At 57.2% G+C, this 26601-nt stretch carries 23 protein-coding genes; 10 read left to right on the plus strand and 13 right to left on the minus strand.

Annotated features, from left to right (window positions below; genetic code table 11):
- The first annotated feature begins 15 nt into the window (after positions 1 to 15).
- Positions 16 to 702 carry a DUF1989 domain-containing protein gene (locus tag KDX30_RS00315; RefSeq protein ID WP_027898551.1) on the plus strand — a complete coding sequence of 229 codons (687 nt, stop codon included), beginning with the start codon at positions 16 to 18 and terminating at the stop codon, positions 700 to 702.
- A gap of 34 nt (positions 703 to 736) precedes the next feature.
- Entirely contained in the window at positions 737 to 1741 is a 1005-nt protein-coding gene (alc, locus tag KDX30_RS00320; protein WP_231674620.1) for an allantoicase, read from the plus strand.
- A gap of 208 nt (positions 1742 to 1949) precedes the next feature.
- On the opposite strand, the gene KDX30_RS00325 is transcribed toward alc, so the two are convergent.
- On the minus strand, positions 1950 to 2861 hold the full coding sequence (locus KDX30_RS00325) for a LysR family transcriptional regulator (protein WP_231674621.1): 912 nt from the start codon (positions 2859 to 2861) through the stop codon (positions 1950 to 1952).
- Between the two features lie 121 nt (positions 2862 to 2982).
- Between KDX30_RS00325 and KDX30_RS00330 the strand changes: the two genes are divergently transcribed.
- Complete coding sequence (locus KDX30_RS00330) at positions 2983 to 3909, plus strand: alpha/beta hydrolase (RefSeq protein WP_231674622.1); 927 nt, start codon at positions 2983 to 2985, stop codon at positions 3907 to 3909.
- A 177-nt stretch (positions 3910 to 4086) separates the two neighbouring features.
- On the opposite strand, the gene KDX30_RS00335 is transcribed toward KDX30_RS00330, so the two are convergent.
- Complete coding sequence (locus KDX30_RS00335) at positions 4087 to 4533, minus strand: GNAT family N-acetyltransferase (protein WP_231674623.1); 447 nt, start codon at positions 4531 to 4533, stop codon at positions 4087 to 4089.
- Positions 4534 to 4723: 190 nt separating this feature from the next.
- Here KDX30_RS00335 and KDX30_RS00340 point away from each other — a divergent pair, with 190 nt between their 5' ends.
- From KDX30_RS00340 to KDX30_RS00355, 4 genes are all read left to right on the plus strand, one after another.
- A complete protein-coding gene (locus KDX30_RS00340) occupies positions 4724 to 5197 on the plus strand; it encodes a hypothetical protein (RefSeq protein ID WP_231674624.1) in 474 nt (157 codons plus the stop codon).
- A gap of 113 nt (positions 5198 to 5310) precedes the next feature.
- Positions 5311 to 5808: a hypothetical protein gene (locus KDX30_RS00345; RefSeq protein ID WP_231674625.1), complete on the plus strand. Its 498-nt coding sequence runs from the start codon at positions 5311 to 5313 to the stop codon at positions 5806 to 5808.
- A gap of 135 nt (positions 5809 to 5943) precedes the next feature.
- A complete protein-coding gene (locus tag KDX30_RS00350) occupies positions 5944 to 6399 on the plus strand; it encodes a GNAT family N-acetyltransferase (protein ID WP_231674626.1) in 456 nt (151 codons plus the stop codon).
- A 76-nt stretch (positions 6400 to 6475) separates the two neighbouring features.
- Positions 6476 to 8329, plus strand: a complete 1854-nt coding sequence (locus tag KDX30_RS00355; RefSeq protein ID WP_231674627.1) for an ABC transporter ATP-binding protein — start codon at positions 6476 to 6478, stop codon at positions 8327 to 8329.
- Positions 8330 to 8422: 93 nt separating this feature from the next.
- Here KDX30_RS00355 and KDX30_RS00360 read toward each other — a convergent pair whose 3' ends face one another.
- From KDX30_RS00360 to KDX30_RS00400, 9 genes are all read right to left on the minus strand, one after another.
- Entirely contained in the window at positions 8423 to 9445 is a 1023-nt protein-coding gene (locus KDX30_RS00360; protein WP_027898404.1) for an ABC transporter permease, read from the minus strand.
- Positions 9446 to 9481: 36 nt separating this feature from the next.
- On the minus strand, positions 9482 to 11035 hold the full coding sequence (locus KDX30_RS00365; protein WP_231674628.1) for a sugar ABC transporter ATP-binding protein: 1554 nt from the start codon (positions 11033 to 11035) through the stop codon (positions 9482 to 9484).
- Positions 11036 to 11105: 70 nt separating this feature from the next.
- Entirely contained in the window at positions 11106 to 12041 is a 936-nt protein-coding gene (locus KDX30_RS00370) for a sugar ABC transporter substrate-binding protein (protein WP_231674629.1), read from the minus strand.
- Positions 12042 to 12516: 475 nt separating this feature from the next.
- Entirely contained in the window at positions 12517 to 13527 is a 1011-nt protein-coding gene (locus KDX30_RS00375; RefSeq protein ID WP_231674630.1) for a Gfo/Idh/MocA family protein, read from the minus strand.
- A 207-nt stretch (positions 13528 to 13734) separates the two neighbouring features.
- Positions 13735 to 15666 carry a 3D-(3,5/4)-trihydroxycyclohexane-1,2-dione acylhydrolase (decyclizing) gene (iolD, locus tag KDX30_RS00380; protein ID WP_231674631.1) on the minus strand — a complete coding sequence of 644 codons (1932 nt, stop codon included), beginning with the start codon at positions 15664 to 15666 and terminating at the stop codon, positions 13735 to 13737.
- 181 nt (positions 15667 to 15847) lie between these two features.
- Positions 15848 to 17350, minus strand: a complete 1503-nt coding sequence (locus tag KDX30_RS00385; protein ID WP_231674632.1) for a CoA-acylating methylmalonate-semialdehyde dehydrogenase — start codon at positions 17348 to 17350, stop codon at positions 15848 to 15850.
- 24 nt (positions 17351 to 17374) lie between these two features.
- A complete protein-coding gene (iolB, locus tag KDX30_RS00390; protein ID WP_231674633.1) occupies positions 17375 to 18163 on the minus strand; it encodes a 5-deoxy-glucuronate isomerase in 789 nt (262 codons plus the stop codon).
- The gene (gene iolE / locus KDX30_RS00395) at positions 18160 to 19053 is read right to left on the minus strand and encodes a myo-inosose-2 dehydratase (RefSeq protein WP_231674634.1); all 894 of its coding nucleotides are present in this window, start codon (positions 19051 to 19053) and stop codon (positions 18160 to 18162) included. Before iolE ends, iolB begins: the two co-directional genes overlap by 4 nt.
- A 52-nt stretch (positions 19054 to 19105) precedes the next feature.
- Positions 19106 to 21043 carry a bifunctional 5-dehydro-2-deoxygluconokinase/5-dehydro-2-deoxyphosphogluconate aldolase gene (locus KDX30_RS00400; protein WP_231674635.1) on the minus strand — a complete coding sequence of 646 codons (1938 nt, stop codon included), beginning with the start codon at positions 21041 to 21043 and terminating at the stop codon, positions 19106 to 19108.
- 284 nt (positions 21044 to 21327) lie between these two features.
- Between KDX30_RS00400 and KDX30_RS00405 the strand changes: the two genes are divergently transcribed.
- A complete protein-coding gene (locus KDX30_RS00405; protein ID WP_231666559.1) occupies positions 21328 to 22248 on the plus strand; it encodes a MurR/RpiR family transcriptional regulator in 921 nt (306 codons plus the stop codon).
- Between the two features lie 198 nt (positions 22249 to 22446).
- Positions 22447 to 23562, plus strand: coding sequence for a Gfo/Idh/MocA family protein (locus tag KDX30_RS00410; protein WP_231674636.1), 1116 nt, complete (start codon positions 22447 to 22449; stop codon positions 23560 to 23562).
- Positions 23563 to 23609: 47 nt separating this feature from the next.
- On the opposite strand, the gene KDX30_RS00415 is transcribed toward KDX30_RS00410, so the two are convergent.
- Positions 23610 to 24611, minus strand: a complete 1002-nt coding sequence (locus KDX30_RS00415) for an NADP-dependent oxidoreductase (RefSeq protein ID WP_231674637.1) — start codon at positions 24609 to 24611, stop codon at positions 23610 to 23612.
- A gap of 193 nt (positions 24612 to 24804) precedes the next feature.
- A complete protein-coding gene (locus KDX30_RS00420) occupies positions 24805 to 25593 on the minus strand; it encodes an SDR family NAD(P)-dependent oxidoreductase (protein ID WP_231674638.1) in 789 nt (262 codons plus the stop codon).
- A 304-nt stretch (positions 25594 to 25897) separates the two neighbouring features.
- Between KDX30_RS00420 and KDX30_RS00425 the strand changes: the two genes are divergently transcribed.
- Positions 25898 to 26467: a TetR/AcrR family transcriptional regulator gene (locus KDX30_RS00425; protein WP_231674639.1), complete on the plus strand. Its 570-nt coding sequence runs from the start codon at positions 25898 to 25900 to the stop codon at positions 26465 to 26467.
- Positions 26468 to 26601: the final 134 nt, after the last annotated feature.

Consider the following 26601-nt stretch of genomic DNA (forward strand, 5'->3'; position numbering starts at 1 on the left):
GAACTGGAGTTTCCCATGTCTGTAATGCCGACTTCCTCCCTGACCATTCCCGCTGGCCACGGTAAAGCTGTGCGCCTGAAAGCCGGGCAATCGGTGCGTGTGATCAATACCCACGGCACCCAAGTGGTGGACTGCTGGGCCTGGAATGCCTATGACCTTGAAGAGTTCATGTGTATGGAAGCGACCCGGGTATGGACTCAGCACCTGAATCCGGTGGTGGGTGACAGCTTCGTCACCAGTGCGCGCCACCCGATCCTGACGCTGGTTGAAGACACATCGCCCGGCGTGCATGACACCTTCATGGCAGCCTGCGACCGCCGTCGTTATGAACTGCTCGGCTGCACTCACTATCATCGCAACTGCAGCGATAACCTGTTCGAAGGCATGCTGGAACTGGGCGTGACGCCGCCGCGACGGAACCTCGCTTCGTTCAACATTTTCATGAACATCCGCGTTCAGCCAGACAACATCACCCTGGCCACTTTGCCCACAGTCACCAACCCCGGTGACTACATCACGTTGCGCGCGGAGATGGATTGCTTCGTCGCGTTTTCCGCATGCCCGCAGGACATCGTCAACATTCAGGGCCAGGGCGACAACACGCCCAAGGACGCTGATTTACAGATTATTGACCAGGCATTTCCAGCCATTCAGGTGAAAGGCCCCTGGGTGCCGGACCACGTGAAGTCAGCGCAACAGTGACCAGCGCTTTGCGCGACATTTCAGAGGTAGCGTCATGAAGATTCCCCAACACGCATTCGAAAAATACCTGAACCTGGCAGACGCACGCCTGGGCGCAGTCGCCTTGTCCGTCACGGATGACTGGTTCGCCGACGTCAATCGTCTGTTTCAGCACGCGCCCGCGGTATTCAAGGCCGATGTATTCGACAACAACGGCAAATGGATGGACGGCTGGGAATCCCGCCGCAAGCGCCACGAAGGTTACGACCATGCGGTGATCCGCCTGGGTGTGGCGGGCACGCTCAAGGGCGTAGACATCGATACCTCGTTCTTCACCGGCAACTTCCCGCCGTCGGCATCCATTGAGGCCTGCTTTCTGGAAGGCGCCGATCCCGACGAAAATACCGTCTGGACCGAAGTGCTCGGTGCAGTGGAGTTGAGCGGTGACAGTCACCATTATCACGCCATCAACGACGATCAACCCTACAGCCACTTGCGCCTGAACATCTTTCCCGACGGCGGCGTCGCGCGGTTGCGGGTCTACGGCATCCCGCACAAGGACTGGTCAAACATCCATCCGGACGAGAACGTGGACTTGTGCGCCGCCCTCAACGGTGGTCGCGCCATCGCCTGCTCGGACGAGCATTACGGCCAGATGGGCAATATCATCAATCCCGGTCGCGCCGCCGTCATGGCCGAAGGCTGGGAAACCGCCCGACGTCGCACACCGGGTAATGACTGGGTGATCGTTGCGTTAGGTGTGGCCGGAGTCGTTGAACGCATTGTGGTCGACACGCTGCACTACAAAGGCAATTATCCGGATCGTTTGTCGATCCAGGCCGCCTGCGTAAAAGGTGGCACTGACGGCCAGATCGAAACGCAAAGCCTCTTCTGGCGCGAGCTTTTGCCGGAGCAAAAAATGGAGATGGATCGAGAGCATTTCTATGAGGCAGAACTGGCCAGCCTGGGAGCGATCACCCACGTACGATTGAACGTCTTCCCGGATGGCGGCGTTAGCCGATTGAGGCTGTTCGGCAAACCGGTGGCTGGCGCTGTTTAATGACATGAACGATAAGATATGGGGGATCCGTAGCGTGATGTCGCCATCAGAGCTGCCCCCCATCGGCGAAGAATGTGCAAAAACGCGCTGGAGCATGAAAATCGAGATTGTGGACGGATTTGATTTGCTGCCATCGGTGGCGATCAGGTTTCCACTGAGCGATGGGGAATGCCAACCTTTCAAGCCAATTTCAGTGTACTCAACCGAATCATTCCCCCCATGGCGGACGAGGCGACCAAGCCTCCACAAGCTTATCGATGAAGAGTCGAATTTTTGGTGAAAGATGCCGCTTGCTAGGGTAGATCACCCGAATAGGCTCTTCGGCCTCTGCATAGGCTGCGAGCAATTGAACAAGCTTGCCGCTTCTCAAATCCTCGTTAACCACGTAGGAGGGAAGAGTCGTAATGCCAAGGCCAGCGACAGCTGACTGATGCAATGACTCAGCGCTGTCCATCTGTAACCTCCCACCATGGAAAACGGGTACAGAGCTACCATTCACTCGATAATTCCAGGGAAGCAATCGTCCCCCGCTCACAAAATGCAGGCACTCGTGACCGGATAAATCTTCAGGCGTTTCAGGTGGGGCATGCTCAGCGAGATACCTGGGTGAAGCGCAGGTAATCATTTGTTGGTAAGCCACTGTGCGCGTCAGCAACCGAGAATCTTCCTTGGGAGGCCCAATCCGAATGGCCAAATCAAAACCCTCATCAATCAGGTCCACCAGCCTGTCGGAAAAAGCGATATCCACGCTCAATGATGGCCAATCCTTCAGGCAACGCTCCACGTGCTGGAGGACGTGGAGCCTGCCGAGTGCAACCGGCAGGCTAATCCGCAGTCGTCCACTGGGTGTCGAGCGACGAAAAGCAAGGGCATCTTCTACGTCGTCCAGATCCTGAAGAACCCCCACACAGCGCTCATAAAGAACCTGACCGTCATCCGTCATGCTCAAACTACGCGTGGTGCGATTGAGCAAACGTACCTGTAAGCGAGTTTCGAGTCTGACTATCGACTTCCCCACCGCCGAGCGTGTGAGGCCGAGGTGCTTTGCCGCTCCAGTGAAGCTCCCAGCGTTTACCGAACTTACAAAGGCGGCTATATCGTTCAGGTTGTGAAGTTCCATGGAGCCTCTGCAGTCTCAAGGTTCGGGCTATTTGGCACCTGCTATGGGGAACCCTATTCCCCAATTCCAAGCATAGTATCTCAATTAGCTAATCCACCGCCCAACGATCAATTGAGGTTTTATGAAAACTGAAGTACAAGCAGCCGTCCAAACCTGGGCCAACAGCCTTGGCGATCTGGTACCCGTTCTGAAGGGCATCGACACCACCACAAAAATGAGCGACATCCGCGACTCCTACGCAAAGATGCTCGCGCAAAATCCTGCGCCTGCTGGCGTCAAATTTGAATCAGTCGACATGGGTGGTGTGCCTGGCACACTGGTTACTCCAGATGAAGTCAAAACCGATGCGGTATTGATGTACATCCACGGCGGGGCTTACATTGTCGGGCGTCCAGACGGCTATCACGGGATCGGCGGCAACTACGCAAAAATGCTGGGTGCTCGTGTTTATATGCCGGACTATCGCCTCGCCCCAGAGCATAAGTTTCCCGCGTCCATCGGCGACACATTGCGCGCCTACGAGTGGTTGCTGGAGCAGAAAATCCCGGCTAACAAGATTGCATTTTCTGGTGAGTCAGCTGGCGGTGCGATGGTTGTCAGCGTGATGGTGGCGGCGAAATCCAAAGGACTTCCATTACCTGCGGTTGGCTCATCCATTTCTCCGTGGGCAAACCTTGAACATACCGGCGCCTCGATGAGCAATCGTGAGGGGCTGGATCCTCTGAACTCCAAGCCAGTGCTGGATATCCTTGCCAGAGCGTTCCTGGGCGACACATTGGCCAATCATCCTCTGGCCTCTCCTGTATTCGCGGACGTCACAGGTCTTCCGCCAATTTTGGTTCAAATCGGAGAAAACGAGTTGATGTTGAGTGATGCGATGCGTCTCGCAACTCACCTTGCTGACAACCGCGTTCGCGTCAATCTGGAAGTATGGCCAGCGATGTTCCATGCCTGGCACTTCTACGCCACCCTGTTGCCGGAAGGTCAGCAAGCGATGGAGAGTTCCGTTCGCTTCATTGAGATTGGCCTGGCAGACGCTAGTCGCTAAACAGGCAAATAGACCGCGACAGTTTTCTCGGCTGTCGCGGTTAACCCATAGACTGGATTTGTCCGGCGTTCAGGCTGATAGCATCGCGATAAACGTTCCCGGGCTTCACACTTTCTTCCCGAGAAGTTGTTTTCCGAACAACTCAATTAGCCAGACGGAACGCACCTCCGAACTTCATCAGACCAGTTTTTTTTCGAAATAGACGCGTTCGAAACCATGCTCGGTGCGCCGCCCCACCTCGATATAGCCAAGCCTGGGGTAAATCAGGAGGTTGTCCGCCATCTTCTCGTTGGTATAAAGATGCACTGCATTGATTCCGAGCTGTCGGCTGGTTTCTTCACAAAAGCGGATCAGTGATTTGCCTACCCCGCGTCCTGTTGCGCTGGGCATCACCGCCACATTTTCCAGCAGCACATGCTGTTGCTCGGCATAAAACACCACGAAACCTTCAAGCGTGGCGTTTTCATCGGTTGCCACGTAAACGATGCCCGCCGCGATTTGCGCCGCAAAGTCGGCTGTCATGGGCGCAGGTTTGCGACCGATTGCAGGTACATAGCGGGCGTAGGCCTGTTCAGCGCAGTGCCTTATTGCAGGCTCATCTTTTGCTTCAGCGAGACGGATCAAAAATATACCTTCTGTGAGGGACATGGCGTGCGATTGATACTCTGGCAGATCATAAGCGCAGATGTCGACAGGCTGTTTTCGGGCGACCGGAGTCGGACACACCATGTAAATCGCCAGTTTTTGATAGGCTTATATGAAACCTTAAATGACTTTCCGATACGCTATGGTCAGTTCAACCCTTGAGCCCCGCATGAATATCATCAGCGCAACAATGTACCAATCGAAACACACGAGAGCGCCACACCCGGTGCTCACCATTGACTCCATTCCACTTGCGAACTGGGTTAAAGGCGTCGTTTACGACGGTGAGGGCAACGACGAAACCAACGGACTGGTTCCTGCGCAAGGCTGGTTGATTGACGACGATGACTCGAACTACGCGTGGAAGATTCTCGAACCTGTCATGGAAAACTGTTCGACCATCGTGCCACTGTTGGTCTGTTCGGACGACATGGACCTTAGCTGCACGGTTGCGGTGGTTGAGCAAGTGATACGGGGTGACACCGTCATTTGGGAGCGTTTTGGTCGAGCCGTCGATACCATTTCCGGCGTCATCACTGCGGTGGACTGGAATCAGATGAATCAGCGAGTGTCTTTCCCTAGAGCTCAGTTTCAAGAGGCGCTGTCAGAATTCAAAAGGCTGACCGAGCACGAGTGGGCCTGAGTGCGATCGGCCAAAAGCGGTCAGACGATTGTCGGTCGCCGCTTCACATGCCCCCTCTGGACACGCAATCAAGCTGAAGCACTCTCTGACGCGTTCTCAACACGAGGCCAGGTATGTTCGATCACTCCACCTACCCTGAAATCGCTGAATGGTTCGCCAGCTTCGGATTGGACGAGGTCTCATACAGTGTCTGCTCCTTCGATCTGAGCAATGAGTCCCCCGAACACTGGTTCTATAAGCGCAACAAGCTGCGGCCCGACAGCCTGAAACTCGATCTGAACATCCCGGCCAACGGGAACTGGCGGGTCGACCTGTCTCGACATGACAATCTGTTCAACGTTCAGTGGCGCTCGAATGACGACCTGCGCGTCGAGTCTCAGGAACTGCGCTACCGCAAGCTGATCAAGTGGCCGCGATTGCACAGCCTCATGGACTTCCCCCTGCTTGCCGAGCAACTGGAGCAGTGCCTAGGGGTGCACTTCTTGCGTCATGCCAATGTCGGGGCGCGCTTGCTGGAACCCGAGGTCCTGGCGCGCAATCCAAACATCCGGCAATGGTTGGCACCCTGTGCCGACACTTTGGGCTGGAACCGGAAAATGCAGCCGGAATAAGGTGGTACCCGAACCGCTGGGCAACAAAAGCGGTTGATCTACAGACTTCACTCTCGGGCAGTAAGCTCGATTGTCTGATGGATGATTAACCCTCCAGTCGCCCACCCATCAACTCAATGCACGAACGAGTACCCAATGGATTGTGTCATTCGAAACGCGATAAATACGGACGCCCCCGCCATCAGCAGGATTATCGTGGCAGCACTGCGCGAATCCAATGCTCAGGATTATTCGTCAGACATCATCGAGCGCGTACAGCAAAGCTTCTCACCCACGGCGATTCTGCACTTTATGACCTGCCGCCAGGTGTATGTCGCGTGCTTTGATGATCATGTCATTGCAACCGCAAGTCTTGATCAAGACATCGTGCGGAGTATGTTTGTTGAGCCGTCCCATCAAGGGAAAGGCATAGGCCATCGACTGATGTCGAACCTCGAAGCCGTCGCAACGCAGAGCGGGATCAAACGGTTGCGGGTGCCCTCCTCAATCACGGCCGAAGGGTTTTATCTGTCGCTGGGCTTCCAGAAGCTCAGGGACGAGTTCCACGGCGCAGAGCGCACGATCATCATGGAAAAAGTTCTGAACAAGTAACTTCCCATCCAATCAAAAATCCTTAAGCCGCCTTTAAGTGCAAGAATCTTCGCACTGGATCGTTTTGGAGATCACCATGCTTCGCGCGTTTGAACAATGGCTCGACCCCTTCCCGCCTGATGAAGTACCGCCACCGCCCGACGGCCTGGCGCGGTTTCTGTGGGCATGCACGCGGGGTGCCCGTGGCTACATCGTTGCGTTTGCGCTGCTCAGCGCAGGGGTATCGATTTACGAAGCCTGGCTGTTTTCATTCCTCGGGCAGGTCGTGGACATGCTGTCGACCTGGCAGGCCGGCGGCGATGCGGCCGCTCAGGAAAGCCGCGTGCTGTGGAGCATCGGCATTATATTGGTCACCAGCATCGGGCTGGTGGCGTTGCGCACGATGGTGCAGCACCAGGTCCTGGCGATCAATTTGCCCTTGCGGCTGCGCTGGGATTTCCACCGGTTGATGTTGCGACAGAGCCTTTCTTTCTTCTCCGACGAGTTCTCTGGCCGGGTTACCACCAAGGTGATGCAAACGGCGCTGTCCGTGCGCGAGGTACTGTTTACCCTTATCGAGATCGCCCCCGGGATCGGGGTTTATTTCATTGCGATCATCGCATTGGCAGGTAACTTCGACCTGAGGTTGATGCTGCCTTTCATTGCCTGGATCGCGTTGTTCGGTCTGGCCATGCGGTACTTCGTACCTCGCCTGGGCAAAGTCGGCCAGGAACAGGCCAATGCGCGTTCATCAATGACCGGACGTGTTTCGGACGCCTACACCAACATCACCACGGTAAAGCTGTTCTCGCACTCGAAACGGGAAGCGCATTTCGCGCGTGCAGCGATGGAGGACTTCAAGGTCACTGGTTTGCGCCAGATGCGTCTGGTCAGCCAGTTCGAGATCGTCAACCAGGCTTTGGTGGTGGCGTTGATCATGGGTGCAGGTGGTTACGCCCTGTGGCTGTGGCATCAGGGTGAGGTCGGCACAGGTGCTGTGGCGGCGATTACCGCCATGGCGTTGCGCATCAATGGCATGTCCCACTGGATCATGTGGCAAATGACATCACTGTTCGAGAACATCGGCACCGTTCAGGATGGCATGGCCACTTTGACCCGCGGCCCCAAAGTTCAGGACGCGCCAAACGCGGCCACGCTGGTGACAAAGGGCGGCGCGGTCACCTTCGACAACGTGAGCTTCAACTACAACGGCGAACGTCAGGTGCTGGATGCCCTGAACCTGACTATTCGTCCGGGCGAGAAAATCGGCCTGGTGGGTCGCTCCGGTGCTGGTAAATCAACCCTGATCAACCTGCTGTTGCGTTTCTATGACGTGGACAACGGCACGATCAGCATCGACGGGCAAAACATCGCGCACGTTACTCAGGACAGCTTGCGCAGCGCCATTGGCATGGTGACGCAGGACACTTCCCTGCTGCACCGCTCCATCCGAGACAACATTGCCTATGGTCGGCCCGACGCTACCGACGAGCAAGTCCGTACTGCCGCGGTCAACGCCCAGGCCGATGGGTTCATCAGCCAGTTGAGTGATAAGCAAGGCCATTCCGGTTACGACACCCTGGTGGGTGAGCGTGGTATCAAGCTGTCGGGCGGCCAGCGCCAACGCGTGGCCATTGCCCGGGTGATGCTCAAAAACGCCCCGATCCTGCTACTTGACGAGGCCACCAGCGCGCTGGATTCGGAAGTCGAAGTGGCGATTCAGGAAAGTCTTGATGAAATGATGCAGGGCAAAACCGTGATTGCCATCGCTCATCGCCTGTCCACCATCGCTGCCATGGACAGGCTGATCGTCATGGATGACGGTCGTATCATCGAACAAGGCACCCACGCCGAGTTGCTTGCCAAGAATGGTACCTATGCGCGGCTATGGCACCATCAGAGCGGCGGTTTTCTGGGAGAAGATCAGGGCGTAGTCGAGACGACGGAATAAGCTTGAGCTGCGGTTGATTGGTTAATTTGCGACTTGATTAACATGCATAGAATCCAGCGCTGCCGTCGACCAAAAACGGCAGCGCTGACCCTTTCAGCGCTTGAGTTTGCGCTTGTTGCGGTACTGGTCGATGACCACCGCAATCACGATGATCAAGCCCTTGATGATGTCCTGAATGTAAGCATCCACGCCGACAAAGGTGAACCCGCTGGCCATTACGCCAAGGATCAGCGCACCGATTACCGTGCCGGTGATGCGCCCTACTCCGCCCGCCAGACTGGTGCCGCCGATAACCGCGGCAGCAATCGCATCCAGCTCGTAGGACATGCCCATCCCGGCCTGACCGGTGGCCGCACGTGCCGAGGCCACGACACCGGCCAGCCCCGCGAGCAAACCGGCGATGCTGTAGACGATGATCAAATGACGCTTCACGTTGATCCCCGACGTGCGCGCCGCCTGCATGTTGCCGCCAATGGCGTAGGTGTACTTGCCGTATTTGGTGTAGCGCAAAGCAATATGGAAAATCACCGCCACTACCAGAAAGATAATCACCGGCATCGCACCATGACCAATGGCCGTGTACGAATCCGAAAGCATGCTCACTGGCTGGCCTTCGGTGTAATAACGGGCCAGGCCACGGGCCGAAACCATCATCCCCAGGGTCGCAATAAACGGCGGGATACCCGTGACGGCGATGATGCTGCCATTGATTGCGCCCGCCAGTAGCCCCACACCAAGCCCCATCGCCACCGGGATCCAGACCGGTAAGTCCGTCAGGCTGGGAAACACCGCCCGGGAAAAGTCAGAGGTTTGCGCCAGGCTGGCGGCAATCATCGCAGACAACGCCAGCACCGAGCCCGAGGACAGATCGATGCCCGTGGTGATAATCACCTGAGTCACGCCGATTGCCAGCAGGCCGATAATCGATACTTGCAGGATCATCAGCACCAGGCGCTGGGAGTTCATCAGGAAGCTTTGATCGCGCACGATCCAGCCGAACAGTTCAAACACCAGACCAATGCCGATCAGCACAAGGAAGATGCTGAGTTCGGTAGGCATACGTCGACGATTTTTGGTCGGCACTGTGGCCGATTTGTTTTCCGTTATTGCGTTCATAGCCCGTCACCTTTTTTATTCTGCTTATTCTGTGGATCAGTGGAGCGCCGTCATTCCGGAAGCCAGTTGCATGACTTTTTCCTGGGTCGCTTCATCGCGATCAAGGATGCCCATCAGGTCGCCCTCATGCATCACCATGACCCGGTCACTCATGCCCAACACCTCCGGCAACTCAGAGGAAATCATGATCACTGCCATGCCTTCACTCGCAAGGAAAGAGATCAGGCGATAGATCTCGGCCTTGGCGCCGACATCGATGCCACGGGTGGGTTCGTCAAGGATCAGAAGGCGCGGGTTGGTCATCAGCCAGCGCGCCAGCAAGGCTTTCTGCTGGTTGCCACCGGACAGCGTGTCGATGCACTGTTCAAGGGAGGGGGTTTTCACCCGAAGTTTCTTGCACATGTCCTCGCACAACACGCGCAGGGCTTTTTGTTGAATAAAGCCGTGGCCCGAATAATGCGGCAGCACCGCCATCTCCATGTTTTCCAGCACCGACAGGCATGGGAACAGGCCACTTAGCTTGCGATCCTCGGTCAGCAGGGCAAAGCCTTTGTCGATCGCCATGTGCGGATCGGTAATACGCAGCGCCTGACCGTCGAGAAGTATCTCGCCGCCACTGGCGGGGGTAATGCCAAAAATGGTTTCCGCCACATTGGTACGACCCGAGCCCATGAGTCCGGCGATGCCCAGAATCTCGCCAGCGTGCAGATCAAAGGATACGTCCTTGAACACGCCATCCAGGCGCAGGTCTCGTACCGATAAGAGCAAATCGCCGATGGGCTTCTCGCGCACCGGAAACAACTGGCTCAGCTCACGGCCCACCATCATCGAAATAAGGCTGTCGCTGTTCATGCTGTCGGCGCGCTGCAAGCCGATGTAACGACCATCGCGAAATACCGCTACCTCATCAGCAATAGCGAACACTTCGTTCATTTTATGGGTGATGTAGATGATGCCTTTGCCCTGAGACTTCAGGTCGGCAATGATCGAAAAAAGGTGGGCCACTTCCTTCTCGGTAATGGCCGAGGTCGGCTCATCCATGATCAGGATGTCGGAGTCATATGACACAGCCTTGGCAATCTCAACCATCTGCCGTTCGGCGATGCTCAGGTTGCCCACATGCTCCTCAGGGTCGAGATTGATGCGCAGGCGCGCCAGCAGTTGGGCGGTACAGCGGTGCATTTCACGGTGGTTGACCATGTGCAGGCTATTGAGCTGCTCGCGGCCGATCCAGATATTCTCGGCAATGCTCATGTGGGGCATCAGGTTGAGTTCTTGATGGATCATGGCGATCCCGGCCTTCTGGGCCGACAGCGGTGTTTCAAAAACTATCGGTTTGCCGCGCAGACGAATTTCACCGGCATCAGGCTGGTAGATACCGGCGATGATTTTCATCAGCGTCGACTTGCCCGCACCGTTCTCACCCATCAGCGCCAGCACCGAGCCCGGTCGCACGCGCAGTTGCACATCGTCCAGAGCAACAACGCCGGGAAAACCTTTGCTGATATTGACGATTTCCAGCAGGTAAGGCTCTTCCGGCAGCCGGGGCTGGATGGCGGGAGGCTGCGAGACAGTCGCTTGAGCGAACATAAAGCGGTACTCCATCTGCGAGGCGGCCGAAGCCGCACTGTCAGCTGATTGTTTTGTTGTTATGCCAGGGCTATTTGAAGTCTTTGACGTTATCCGGAGTGATCAACTTGAACGGGATGACAATGTTCTGTTCGATCGTCTCTTTCTTCGCCATCCGGCGTGCCGCCTCAAGGGAGCCGACGCCCTGGCCTTTGGCATCCTGAAACACCGACACGGCCATCTCGCCTTTGGAGATCGCGTTCAGGCCATCCGGCGTACCGTCCACACCTGCAATCAACACACTGCCAGGCTTGGTGCCGGCCGACTTGAGCGCCATGGCTGCACCAATTGCCATTTCATCGTTATTGGCAAGCACCGCGTCAAACTCACGCCCTTGGGTCAGCCAGTCGTTGACCAGCGTCATGCCTTTGTCGCGCAGCCAGACGCCGCTTTGTTCCTGCTCAATTTTGATGCCCGGGTACTTGGCCAGAACTTCCTTCACTCCCTTCGTGCGGTTGGTGGTGGAGTTGTTCGCCAGGTCACCCAACAGAATCACGATCTTGCCCTTGCCGCCGAGTTTGTCGGCGATGTACTGCATTTGTAGCCTGCCCGCTTCTTCGTCATTGGACGTCACAGCGGCAACGCCCTTGGGCAGATCAGCCTGGTCGGGACGGCGATTGACATACACCAGGGGGATACCCGCCTCGATTGCTTCCTTGCTGATCCGCGCCGTGGACGCCGTATCCACCGGGTTGACGATGATTGCATCGACTTTCTGGCTAATGAAATTCTCGACCTGACTCAGTTGCTTGACCACGTCGGCACGTGCGTCTTCGAACTGCAGTTGCACACCGTCGCCCTTGGGATAGGACTTGGCTTGCTTGTCCATGTGCTCACGGACGTTGGTCAGATAGGTGTCGTCAAACTGCGACATGCTCACGCCGATCTTCAGATCGGCAGCCGTGGCAAATCCGCTGGCGAGCAACAGGGACAAAGCCAGCGCGGTAAAACGGATCGGGGTCTTCATGAACGGTCTGTCTCCAGTATTTTTGTTTTTAAGACGTTGCGTTGATCAGAGCGGGTCGTGCGAGGTCAGCAGTCGAACCACTGGTGCACCTGGAATACAGGGAATCCCGGCGTCTTTGTGTTCGACACGCAGCATCTTGGGAAGGGGGAAGAGGAATGGCCGGGCGCTTGGCAGAACGCGGGGCTTGCAGACAGGGCATTAACTCGCAGTACAACGTTGAAGACTTTCATCTGACGGTACCTGGTTGTTTGATCTTGTTTTTGTAGAGTCGCCCAAATCAGGTTCGGGACGTACTTCATGCAACCTGAAAAAGACTTTATTGGAAAATAATTTCCATATCAATATATTTTAGAATTTAATTCCATTTCTTTATTGAAGCCACCCGTGGGGGCTAGTCGTTCATTGAAATAAAACCCGTCACGCAGCAGAGGCAGACTGCCTGCGTGCACGTTCTGACCGGCTCTCATCAATAAAATCAGCCGTAGAAGCGCGGCCGTTCCGGCAAGCTGACCTTCACAATCTGCTCACTGCCTTGCGCTTCGATACATGCATCTGCGGCCACCGCTGCCGCAAACCCATCCCACGCAGAAGGTCCGCCGACTTGCCCGGCTCGCACTCCATCGATAAAAGCCTGCAATTCCACGTCATAGGCACCAATGAAGCGATCCTTCCAGTCCATCAGAATTGCGTTGGACAGCTTTGCCCCACTGCGTAATTGCACTTGGGACGGTTCAGGCAATTTGGCGATACCGGTCTCCCCCACCACTTCGCACTGAATGTCATAGCCGTACTGGCAGTTCACGAACACCTCTACATCAATACGCGTGCCTCTGGCGGTTTCCAGTAGCACGATCTGCGGATCACGCAGATGAGCCAGGGCTTTGCTGGACTTGCGCGGAAATACCACTTGCACCGACACGTAGTCATCGTTGAGCAGCCACCGCAACACATCCAGCTCGTGGATCAGCGTGTCAGTGATCGCCATGTCGGTCCTGTAGTGCTCGCCCACTGTCGGGTTGCGGTGCGCGCAGTGCAACATCAACGGCTCGCCGATCTGGCCGCTGTCGATCACCGCTTTCAATGCGCGATAACCTTCATCGTATGGGCGCATGAAACCGACTTGTACCAGGCGCTTGCCGTGAGCCACTTCTGCGTCGACGATAGCGCGGCAGCCAGCAGCGGTGACTGCCAGAGGTTTTTCGCAGAACACCGGTTTGCCAACGGCAATGGCGGCGAGCACAAACTCTTCGTGGCTCGGCCCCCATGAGGTCACCAGCACGGCATCGACCTGTGGCGAATTGATCAGCGCATGTCCGTCGGGGTACACCTCGGCGTCCAGCTTGAGGTCGGCAATCACCCTGGCGGCCTGCTCGAGGTCTATGTCGGTGACCGCAACGACCTGGCTATTAAGCAAAGTCTGGCTGCAACGACGAATATGGTCACGGCCAATAGCGCCGGTACCGATCACTCCTAGCTTCAACGACATACACAGTTCTCCGATCAAAAAATAACTGACTGATTTGGAATTCATTTCTGTAGGAGCGCGCTTGCCCGCGATTGCATTGGGTCAGGCAACACATTTTTCGCCGACGCACCGCATCGTCTCAATGCGGACCAAACCAAGCGCGCTCCTACAAGTCCCCGTTTGCAGCGCGACAGCGTGGTGCCGGGAACGCCGCGGCGACTCTTGCTTTTAGTACTGTCGGGCCTTGGCCAACTGCTCATTAACTTTTTTCGCTGCGGCATTGGTGCGTTCGCTGGTGGACTCCTGCGCCACACCCACCCGCCACCACGACAGGTAGCCGTGGATCATGGTCTTGGGCAGTACCTTGATATCAATCAGGGTCGAGACGGTTTGAGTACGCGCATCGGCCAAAGAGGCCTGCAGTTGCTCGACGGTGCTGACCTTGTAGGTCTTGCAGCCATAGGCCTGCGCGCTCATGGCGAAATCCACTGGCACCAGGCCGCCATCTAGCTTGCCGCTCTCAGGGTCGCGGTAGCGGAATTCGGTGCCAAAACTGTCCATGCCATTGCCGATCTGCAGGTTGTTGATGCACCCGAAAGCCATGTTGTCGAGCAGCACAACGTTGATCTTGCGCCGCTCCTGAATCGAGGTGACCAGTTCTGAATGCAGCATCATGTAAGAGCCGTCACCGACCAGGGCGTAGACCTCTTTGGTGGGGTCGGCGAGTTTCACGCCAAGGGCGGCGTTGATCTCATAGCCCATGCACGAATAGCCATACTCGACGTGGTAGGTGTTGACGCCCTTGCTGCGCCACGCGCGCTGCAGATCACCCGGCAGGCTGCCGGCCGCAGCGACGATGATCGCGTCGTCGGCCAGCGTTTCATTCAACACGCCGAGCACCTGGCTCTGGGTCAGGCACGAGCCAGTCAACTCGATGAATTCGCGCAATACCGCACGATCAAGACGGTCATCAACCTCTGGCACGAAGTTGTCGCCCTGGTAGCGAACCTCATAAACGCGGTCCACTTCTGCCTCCAGCTGCGCCTTGGCAGTGCTGATCTGCTCACCCCAGCCGGAACGGTAATCACCCAATAGGTCAGTCAACGCCTCAAGCGCGAGGTGTGCGTCGGACAGCACTTGCACGCCGTCCAGTTTCAACGCGTCGCAAGGGTTGATATTGATATTGAGAAACTGCACATCCGGGTGCTTGAACAGCGACTTCGACGATGTGGTGAAGTCGGTATAACGCGTGCCGATGCCGATGATCAGGTCCGCCTGCGGCGCCAAAAGGTTTGCGGCAAGGCAACCGGTTTCGCCGATACCGCCAAGATTCAGCGGGTGGCTGGAAAGCACTGCACTTTTCCCGGCCTGGGTTTCGGCAAACGGGATATCGAAACGCTCCGCAAATGCCTGAAGTGCAGCATTCGCGCCGGAGTACTTCACCCCGCCACCACAGATGATCAGCGGACTGCGTTTACCGCGGAAGGCGGCCAGAGCATCCCCTATCATCGCTTCAGTCGGTGGCCGACGATCCAGACGATGCACGCGTTTCTGCAGGAAGTAATCGGGATAGTCCCAGGCTTCGGCCTGTACGTCCTGCGGCAGAGCCAGGGTGACAGTGCCGGTTTCTGCCGGATCGGTCAGTACACGCATGGCGTGGATTGCCGCTGTCATCAACTGTTCTGGGCGGTTGATGCGGTCCCAGTATTTGCTCACAGAACGGAAAGCGTCGTTGGTGCTGATGCTCAGGTCATGAAACTGCTCGATCTGCTGCAACACCGGATCAGGCTGTCGACTCGCATACACATCGCCGGGCAACAGCAGCAGCGGAATACGGTTGGCCGTGGCAGTTGCGGCAGCGGTGAGCATATTGGCCGCGCCCGGGCCTACCGACGAGGTACACGCGTAGATCTTGCGCCGCAGGTGTTGTTTGGCAAAGCCGATGGCGGCATGGGCCATGCCCTGCTCATTGCGCCCCTGATGCACCACCAGATCGCCGCTGTACTGCTCAAGGGCCTGGCCGAGGCCGAGCACATTGCCGTGGCCGAAAATCGTGAAGACTCCGGCGACAAACTTGCTCTGCACACCATCGACTTCGATGTATTGGTTATCCAGGAACTTCACCAGGGCCTGAGCCATGGTCAGTCTCGTTGTAGTCATGTCGCGCCCCCTTATTGGTTTTTCTGGAGGACGCAGCAGGCGCCCGATGCCTGCTGAATATCCACCGGGGAACGCTTGAGCGCGTCCCTCCGGTCAAGGGCAAAACGTAGAGACGTTTGCATTATTGTTGTGCTCCACTATTTGTTATGCGCCACTATTTGTTAAACGCCACTGGGAAATGTCACTTGGCAGTCGGCATGCTGAACTCAGGGCCCTTGGCAATACTGTCAGGCCAGCGTTGCATCACGCTTTTGTAACGGCTGTAGAAGCGAATGCCCTCTTCCCCATAGGCGTGATGATCGCCAAACAACGAGCGTTTCCAGCCACCGAAGGAATGCCAGGCCATGGGCACCGGGATCGGCACGTTGATGCCGACCATGCCCACCTTGATGCTGCGGGCAAAGGCTCGGGCAATGCCGCCATCGCTGGTGAAGCAGGACACGCCATTGCCGAATTCATGGGCGTTGATCAAGGCCACTGCGCTGGCGAAATCTGCCACGCGCACAATGCCCAGTACCGGTCCGAAAATTTCTTGCTGATAGATGCTCATTTCCGGGGTGACGTTATCGAACAGCGTCGCCCCCACGAAGAACCCGCCCTCGGCGCCCGGCACCTTGAAGCCACGCCCGTCGACAACCAGTCTGGCGCCCTGGGCCACACCCTGATCGATAAAACCCTCGACTCTGGCCTTGTGCTCCCCTGTGACCAAGGGCCCCATATCGCTGTCGCTGTTCATGCCGTTGCCGACCTTCAGCCGGTCGATGCGCGGCAGCAATTTGTCGATCAGCTTGTCACCGACATCGCCAACCACAACGGCAATCGAGATCGCCATACAGCGCTCACCTGCCGAGCCGTAGGCTGCGCCAATCAACGCGTCTGCCGCCTGATCGAGATCAGCGTCGGGCATCACGATCATGTGGTTCTTCGCACCGCCCAAGGCCTGCACGCGCTTGCCGCGTTGGGTCGCCTGCTGATAGATGTACTCGGCAATCGGCGTTGAGCCGACAAAGGAAATCGCTTCGACGTCCGGATGCTGCAGCAAACCGTCGACCGCACTTTTATCGCCTTGCACCACGTTGAATACGCCCTCGGGCAGTCCGGCCTCGGTGAGCAGGCGCGCCATCAGCAAACTGGCGGAAGGATCGCGCTCGGACGGTTTGAGGATGAAACAGTTACCGGTGGCCAGAGCCATCGGGATCATCCACAGCGGCACCATCACCGGAAAATTGAACGGCGTGATGCCGGCACATACGCCCAAGGGCTGGCGCACGCTCCAGTTGTCGATACCCCCGCCGATGTTGTCGCTGAAACGGGTGGTCAATAGATTGGGCGCACCGCAGGCGTACTCGACGATCTCGATACCACGAGTCACCTCACCTTTGGCGTCGGAAAAGACTTTGCCGTGTTCGCGGCAGATGATCCCGGCCAACTCGTCATGGTGCTGTTCAAGCAGCTCCTTGAACTTGAACAGCACCCGCGAACGACGCAGGGATGATTGCTCCGACCATTCCGGAAACGCCTTGAGGGCCGCGGCGACGGCATCATCGACGGTCTTCTGGCTGGCCAGGCCCACGCGCGCCTGGACCTCGCCCGTGGCCGGATTGAATACCTCGCTGAAACGCTCGCTTGCGCCGTCCTGCACCTGTCCGTTGATGTAGTGGCCGATTACCTTGATGCTGCTCATTGTTCTTGTTCTCCGTCGAAAAGGTTAGAGATCGAGCAGCCAGCTGTGCTGCGGGTCATTATGGAAATGCCAGGCGCGTTTGGGACCGGCCATCACATTCAGGTAATAAGACTCGTAGCCATACGGCACGCTCACCGGGTGATAACCCTTTGGCACCACTACCAGATCGCTGTTTTCCACGGCCATTGCCTCGTCGATGCTGCGGTCATCGGTGTAGACGCGCTGGAACACATAGCCCTGAGGCGGATTGATCTGGTGGTAATAGGTTTCTTCAAGAAAGCTCTGGTGCGGCAGGTCATCAGTGTCGTGCTTGTGCGGCGGGTAACTCGACGAATGCCCGGACGGCGTACGCACCTCTACGACCAGCAGTGAATGCGCTGGCTCGATGTCCGGCAGGATGTCGCACACATAGCGAGTGTTGGCACCTTTGCCGCGCACGCTGCGCTTGCAGGCTTCGGGTCGAATCAGCCGCGGCTCATAGCCCTGCGCACCCGGCGCAGCGCAGACGGCGATCTGCACGTCGCTCAAGGCAGTCACCTGAGCACTTGTGCCCGGCGGAAGGTAAGCGGCAAAAGGCGACTTGTCGTCAAAGACCGACTGACGATCCCCCAGATTTTGCCAGTTGAAGGACTCACCCTCGATGTTCACGCGACCGCAGAGCAGCACCAGGCAAAGCTCCTTGTCGCCAGCACTGACCGGCAGGGTTTCGCCCAGACTCAGGTGGTACGCAGCGAAACCTACGTAATCCAGACGGCCGTCTTCCAGGGCGACCATGGTTTGTCCATGTTTGTTGCTTTTGACCAACAGACTCATTGTCCAACCCTCTCGTTGAGAAGTGCACGCAAAGTGTCATAACCCTTTTTGGCGTAGATGTAGCTGGGCGCCACGGCCGGGTCCTGCTCGGCTTCCACCACCAGCCAGCCCTCGTAGTTCGCTGCGAGCAGTACGTCCAGCAACGACGCGAAGTCGATATCGCCATCGCCGGGCACCGTGAAGGTGCCGTTGACGATGCAGTCAGGAAAGCTCCACATCTGGTTACGAGCCAGTTGCACCACTGGTTTGCGCACGTCCTTGAAATGGACATGACAGACACGATCGATGTGTTTGCGCAGCACTTCGATGGGCTCGCCACCGCCCATGTAGCAATGGCCCGAGTCAAACAGCAGGCCCACTTCAGGGCCCGTCCGGCGCATGAGCTGGTCGATGTCTTCAGGGGATTCGACGTAGGCGCCCATATGGTGGTGGTAGGCAAGACGCACACCTTGCGACAAGGTGAAGCGCGCCAGTTCGGTGAGTTTGTTAGCGTAATCTTGCCAGGCCTGCTCACTATGAAAGCGTGGTCGTTCGATAAGGCGGATGGGTGAACCCTGGATAGAGTCGGCGACTTCGCCATAGACCAGCACCGAAGCGCCATTTTGCCTGAGCAGGTCGAGGTGTCCGGCAATGGCATCGACCTCTTCGGCGACCGAGCGCCGCGCCAGACGGCTGGAGTACCAGCCGGAGACCAGAGCCAGGCCGTAAGGCCGCAGCACATCACCAACGCCCTTGGCGTCTTTGGGAAATTTGCCGTTGAGTTCGAAACCTTCGTAGCCGATGTCCTTGCCTTCTGCAAGGGCAGTGCTCAAAGGCGTTTCACCGCCCAAAGCCGGCAGATCGTCGTTGCTCCAGGAGATCGGGTTGATGCCAATTCGGATTGCGGGCATGGCTGCACCTTTTATTGTTATCAGAAAGCAATGAGATCTGCTTTATTCCGCCTCAGGCCCGCGCGCTGCGCCAGGCATTGATCAACTGTTCGAAGGTGGCCTGCACCTTCTGGATCAGGGTTTCATCATCAATGTCACCCGCCATCCACGCCCGGCTCGGCTCCTGAAAAATCGTGCGACCCACAGCAAAACCACGGCAGGTTGTGCTCTGACTGGCTTGCCTGAAGCCATCAGCAAGGGATTCGATCGACGCGTTAAGCCCCAGCAGTACAACGCCGCGGCAATACGCGTCGCGCTCCTGAATCAGTTCGTCGAGCTTTTTCCATTCCTCGGCTGACTGTGCCTCGATCTTCCACCAGGCCGGGTAGATGCCCAGGTTGTAAAGGCGCTTGATGCTGCGATAAAGCACATCGGGATAAGTGGACGGATGATCCTTGGGCGGAATAACTTCCAGCAGCAATTCGTGACCGCTGACCAGAGAAGCCTCGTACACCGCCTTGAGTTGCGCCTCCTGCTCCAGACGCAACAAAGGTTCGTCATCGGGATGAAACTGCACCAGACACTTGATGATCTGCTCCTGAGGCCAGGCGATCAGGTTGCTGCCAAGCGAGCGCCCGTGCTCAAAGCCCAACGGACGCGAGTTCTGAATCTCCACCGGACGGGCGATCCACCATCCGCGGCCAGTGGCAGCATTGAGCGCATCCTGACCGAAACGCTGGTCGGCAAGCAGGCCCACATCAGCCTCGACACCCTGCGCGTGCAATTTTTGCTCGACCCGCTCCACCGCCTGAATAAACAGCTGCTTGATAGCGGTAAGGCGCGCCGGATCCTGACCGGCCTTATGCGCCAGGTCCACGAACTGCCAGCGGTGGTCGAAGGCAAACACGAACAGCTGTTTCCAGGCCTTGCGTGGCACCGTAACCCGGTGCAGGCGTTGCAGGATCGGGTCCTGATCCGGGCGAGTGATCGGAACCGGGCTGCTGAACAGATACTCCAGCTCAGCGGGGGTCGGCATGGCGGGCGCACAGGCGTGACGGGAAACGACCAGGCCACCGCAGGCATTGGCCAGCTGGCAGCAACGCTCGTCGCTGGCATCGTTTAACCAGCCACTGAGGAAGCCCGACATAAAGGCATCGCCCGCACCCAGCACGTTAAGCACTTCAACCCGCACGCCGGGGTAGACTTCACCGTCCTGCAACCGTGCCGGGATAGCACCATGAATCACCGTACAGCCTTGCGGGCCCAGCTTGACCACCAGGGTCGCCGAAGTCACTTCACGCACGGTACGCAAGGCGGTCAGCAAATCCTCACTGCCACCGGCAATCAGAAACTCTTCTTCAGTGCCAACGATCAGGTCGAAACGCGGCAGAATCTTCTGCACATGCTGACTGACAGTCTGGTCGGCGACAAAACGGGTTTCTCCATCCGCCTTGCCCGCCAATCCCCACAACACGGGGCGATAGTCAATGTCCAGCACACGCCGGACGTTGTGCCGCTCGGCGTAATCCAACGCCTGGACGCTGGCTTTGTAAACGCCATCGGTAGAGAAATGCGTGCCGGTAATCAACAGTGCTTTGCTGGAAGCGATGAAGGCTTCACTGATGTCTTCAGCGCGCAACGCCATGTCGGCGCAGTTTTCACGGTAGAACACCAGAGGAAAGGTTTCGCGGTCCTTGAGGCCCAGCAGTACCAGGGCGGTGAGGCGTTCGGGATCAACCTTGATGCCACTGACGTCACAGCCTTCGCGAGCCAGGGATTCCAGAAGGAAGCGACCCATGTGGTCGTCCCCTACCCGGCTCAGCATTGCCGACTTCAACCCCAGCCTGGCCGTGCCGAATGCGATATTGGCGGAAGAGCCACCGAGGTATTTGGCAAAACTGGACACGTCCTCAAGTCGCGCACCGACCTGCTGTGCATAGAGGTCGACGCCCAGGCGCCCGAGGCAAATCAAATCCAACTGACGCCCATTGGCAAAACGAGTCTGGCCCATGCTGGCTCCTGTTATTTTTATAAGCCTGCGTTGCACCGCCATCGAGACGGCAAACGCTCTTGGTGCAATCAGACTAAAACGTTCAGAAGCACCAATCAATATTTATTCCATAGTTATTTTATATGGAATTTATATTCCATACATCCCGCGTATACTCCTGGTGCCGACCCACCCTGTCTGTCGGTCAGGGTCGACGTGATGCCAAGGTATTTTTTTACGCCTACCCTGTAGACTTGCGCCACCCATCAGCGCACCAGAATAAATAACAAGCAGAAGGATTGCCCATGCCCCGCACCGATCAGCCGGCCAAGCCAGAGACGACTCAGGAAGACGTTCTCGCCAGCCCCCCGATCAATGCCGAACGCCTGTTGCAAATGATCACCGATGAGTACGAAAGTCTGCCGCGCCAGCTCAAACGCATCGCCAGCTACATGAGTCAGCAGAGCGACCGGATCATGGTTGACCGCATCAGCGACATTGCTGGCGAATGCGAAGTGCACCCTTCAGCCATCGTGCGCTTTTCCCAGCGCTTCGGGTTCAGTGGGTTCAGTGAAATGCAGGCGCTGTTTCGCGAGGCGTACACCCACAAGACCACGCCGGTACAGAACTATCAGCAACGCATCCGCAGCATGATCGTCAATAAATCGCAGAAAGCCAGTGGCGGCGACCTGGCACGAGAATGCGTCAACGCAACGCTGTCTGGCATCGAACGGCTGGGCATGGAACTCGACGATGCTGCCTTCGACAAGGCGGTAGACCTGGTGGTCAATGCCGACAACATCTACGTAGTCGGCGTACGTCGCTCCTTCGCTGTCGCCGACTATCTGGTCTACAACCTGCAGCACACCAACAAGCGCATTCATCTGATCTCCGGTCTGGGCGGCAGCTATCGCGAGCAGATGCGCAGCGTGCGGGCCAATGATCTGGTGATCGCCATCAGCTTCACGCCGTATGGCAAGGAAACCCAGCATTGCTTGCGCATTGCCCAGCATCATCAAGCGAAGACGCTGATTATCACTGACAGCAATCTGTCGCCGCTGGCAAAGCGCGCCAGTACGGTGTTATTGGTCAATGAAGGAAGTTCGTTCGCATTTCGGTCTTTGAGTGCAACATTATGCTTGTGTCAGGCGCTGTTTATTGCCGTGGCGTATCGGCTGGAACTGAAGGTCGATGAGATTCATGAGCAGTTGGGGTTTGAAGACTGACCGAGCGATCAAGGGCGAACCTCGCAGGACCGCCTTAAGGCGGGAGGACGTCGGGAGATTCACTGGATTTCTTTCGCCAGAAAAGCTGTCCTCCCGGCTAAGACCGCCTTCCGTAAATTTTTATTCCATTAATTGTCATAAGAGAATATTTATTCTATAAATCACCCCTCTGAAAATAAAAATCAAAAAGGGTGAGTCATGCGTAAACTCGGAATCGGGCTTATCGGCACGGGCTTCATGGGGCGTGCCCATGCGTTGGCTTTTCGAAACGTCAGTGCAGCTTTCGAACTGCCTTTCACGCTTCATCTCGCTGCCCTGGCCGATGCCAATCCCGCTCGCGCGCAATCGTGCGCGACGGCCTGGGGGTTTGAACGCGCCTATGGCGACTGGCAACAGTTGATCGATGATCCTGCGGTCAATCTGATCGCCATCACCACCCCCAACCACCTGCACTATCCGATGGCCATGGCCGCGATTACCGCTGGCAAGCCGGTCTATTGCGAGAAACCGCTGGCGGTGAGTCTGGAACAGGCCACTGCCATGCACCAGGCGGCAAAGGATGCAGGCGTGGTCACCCGTGTCGGCTACAACTACCAGCACAACCCGGTCATGGGGTTGGCAAGACAGCTGATCAAGAACGGTGAACTCGGTGAGATCATCAGTTTTCAAGGCGAATTCAGCGAAGACTTCATGGCCGACCCTGCGTCGCCCTGGTCATGGCGCTGTGAGGCTGCACACGCGGGAGGTGCGCTAGCGGATCTGGGCAGCCATTTGCTGGGCATGGCGCGGTATCTGCTCGGCGATATCGAAGCGGTATGCGCCGACCTCCAGACCGTGCACCGCCAACGCCCGGCCACGGCCGGTAGCCCGGAACTGCGCACAATCGCGGTAGACGACCTGGTCCATGCGCTGCTGCGTTTCACCAATGGCGCGCGCGGCACCTTCAGCAGCAGCTGGCTCAAGCACGGCTATAAAAACCATTTGAGTTTTGAAGTAAGCGGCACCAACGGCACGTTGTCGTTTGATCAGGAGCGCTTGAACGAGCTGCGTCTTTGCCAAATGGGCCAGGCAGGTTTTCAGCGTTTACTGGCGGGCCCGGACCTGCCCGGATATGCAGCGTTCAGCCCTGCGCCGGGTCATCAATTGGGCTACAACGAGCTGAAAACGCTGGAAGTGCATGAGCTGATCATGGCCTTGGCCGGCCAGGGACAGCTCGGCACTGATTTCGGACAAGCGCTGGAAGTCGAGCGACTGGCGTCGGCGATTCGACTCGCTGCTCGCGAACAGCGCTGGGTCAACCTTGGAGAGGTCTGATCACCGAAAACCAGGGTCGGGGTGGGAATCAACCCAATGACCGGTGCTCATCTGATCTTCACAACGACCTTGCCTTTGGCGCGCCCCGTGGCTAGATATTCCAATGCTTGCTTTGCCTGCTCGAACGTAAAGACCTTGTCGATCACCGGTCGAACATGCCCGGACTCAAGCAGCTTACCGATCTCGCCCAGTTGGGCGCCGTCGGGGCGAACGAAGAGGAATGAATAGGCAACGCCTTTGCTTTTCGCGAGCCGGATGATTTTGCGGCTCATCAATCCAAAGACGAAACCGAGGAAGGCATTCAATCCGCGAGCCCTGGCGAACGCTTTATCCAAGGGGCCAACCAGAGAAACGATCCTGCCGCCAGGCTTGAGGACATCAACGGACTTTGCGATCACGTCGCCTCTGAGCGTACCGAGCACCAGGTCGTAGTCATGCAGAACGGTCTCGAACGCTTGTTTCTTGTAGTCGATCACTTCATCTGCGCCGAGGCTGCTGACGTTCTGCACATTAGGCGTACTGGTGTTGGTGGTCACCTTTGCGCCGAGGTGTTTCGCAAGCTGGATCGCGAAGCTGCCAATGCCTCCGGACCCGCCCGGGATAAACACTTTCTGGCCCGGCTGAAGATCGCCGCGCTCTTTGAGTGCTTGCCACGAGGTAAGTCCTACCATCGGAATGGACGCCGCTTGAACGAAGTCCAGATTGGCAGGCTTCAGCGCGGCAGCGCTTTCCGGTACGACCGCACACTCAGCAATTGACCCGGTACCGAGGTCGAACAGGCTGGCATAGATCTCATCCCCGACCTTGAAACGAGTCACCCCGCTGCCTACCTGAATCACCACGCCTGCCAGGTCACTGCCCAGAATGGCCGGCAGTTGAAACTTCAGAACAGGCTTGAAAATACCGGTAGGGATCATGTTGTCGATGGGGTTGATCCCGGCAGCATGCACCTCGACCAGGAGTTCATTGGGCTTCAAGACTGGAAGTGGCACCTCAGCAAAGCCAATTTCCGGGGATTTGCCGTAGCGTTTGAAGGTCAGCGCTTTCATAGAGCCTTGATTCCGGGAAGGTCTGGAATGATTTTGTGTAGTTCACGAGCACCGCGAGGCAGCGATGGCGTCCTGTCTGATACATCGCCATCGCGGCCTCGCGGTGCTCGTGCGCTCCGACAGATCCAATGTTTGCTTCGCAACAGCGCGGTGTCACGACACCGGCGCGGCTCGCGTCAACACGCAACAACCATTAGGCTTTCGGCTGATAGCGCTCGGCGGCATTGGCCTGGCGGATATCCGACAGCAATCCCTGGCGCGCGGCATCCAGTGCATCCCAACGCTCCGCGACATGCAGCGGCGGGATGGTGACGAGTTCGCGCCGATCAAAGCCGACAAGCGCCGCGTCGACCAGTTCTTCAACGTCCATCACATCAGCGATGGTATTAACGTCGATTCCCGCCCTCTCCCATATCTCGGTACGCGTCGCCGCAGGCAGTACGGCCTGGACGTATACGCCACTCGGCGACAATTCCAGATTCAGGCCTTGAGACAGGAACAGAACGAACGCCTTGGTAGCGCCGTAAACCGTCATACCAAATTCCGGCGCCAAGCCCACTACCGAACCGATATTAACGATTGAGCCAGTACCCGTCTGGGCAAAACGCGGGGCGACTGCGGCGGCCAGACGGGTCAGCGCGGTGATGTTCAAGGTGATCAGCTTTTCAATAGCGTCAGCTTCCTGCTGGACGAAACCGCCCGACTGCGCCATGCCAGCGTTGTTGATGAGAATGCCGATTTGAGTGTCTTCGCGCAGACGAGCTTCCAGCGCGGTAAGGTCTGCAGACTGGGTCAAATCTGCCTGAAGTACCTCAACAGCAACGCCGTTTTCTTCACGCAGTTGTAAGGCCAGCGTATCAAGGCGTGCCTTGTCCCGCGCAACCAGAACCAGATCGTGGCCGCGACTGGCGAAGCGTTTGGCATAGATGGCGCCGATGCCGCTGGAGGCGCCAGTGATGAGTACAGTTGCAGGCTTTGTCATGGGAAAAGTCCTTCAAATAATCGGGTTTTACAGGGTTGGAAAACAGGCGTTTCAGCCGGCAATACTGGGGTTAGCCGAGGCATCCGCCGCACAACTGCCATAGAGCGTGTCTCGATTGAGCTGCGCCTGAGGCGATGTGGTTTTCTGGGAAGCAACGAGCGTTTTGCCGGGCATTTTTGTTTGGCTTCTGGCGTGAGAACGGAGCCAATGATTACGGTCACAATCTAAAATGTCAACATTTTGATGTCGAACGACATCAATGTATAGTGTTGAGCTCATGTTGGACAAAACTGCTGGATGAGCGATGAAAGTCACCAAGCAACAGGCGCAGGCAAATCGCGCACATATCGTTGAGACCGCGTCGGCCCTCTTTCGCGAGCGCGGTTATGACGGCGTTGGCATTGCCGATCTGATGGCCGCAGCGGGCTTCACTCAGGGAGGCTTCTACAAGCACTTCGGCTCGAAGGCAGATCTGATGGCGGAGGCAGCGGCTTGCGGCATCAGCCAGTCGGCAACGCTGACAGCCAGTACGTCAGTGAAGGAGTTCATGGAGTTTTATCTTTCCCGCGAGCACCGCGACAACCGCGCCACGGGTTGCACCATGGCCGCGTTGTGTGCAGATGCAGCCCGCAAGGAAGAAGAGGTCCGCGCAACGTTCGCTGCGGGCATCGAAACCCAGCTGGCCGTGTTGCGCGATGGCGCCGGGCAGTCGGAGGATGAAGACTCTGCTCAGGCAAGAGCCAGGCGACTGGCCATAATGGCGCAAGCACTGGGCGCTATCGTCTTGTCGCGGGCATGTCCGGATGACTCGCCATTGGCAGATGAAGTTCTGGCGGCGAGTCGCGAGGCTATTCTCGGGAAAAAGTTTTCCTGAATACTGCATTCACTGCATGGCTTAAATCCTGAGTGCAGCGCTTTGTCCGATTCGAACAGGTTGGCTATGGTCTCAGGCTCATTAGCACTGGTGGGACCGAATTTATTCGGGAAAGCGATCTTTCAGGCGATACG

It is taken from the genome of Pseudomonas quasicaspiana (genome assembly GCF_021147825.1).
GTDB classification, from domain to species: Bacteria; Pseudomonadota; Gammaproteobacteria; order Pseudomonadales; family Pseudomonadaceae; genus Aquipseudomonas; species Aquipseudomonas quasicaspiana.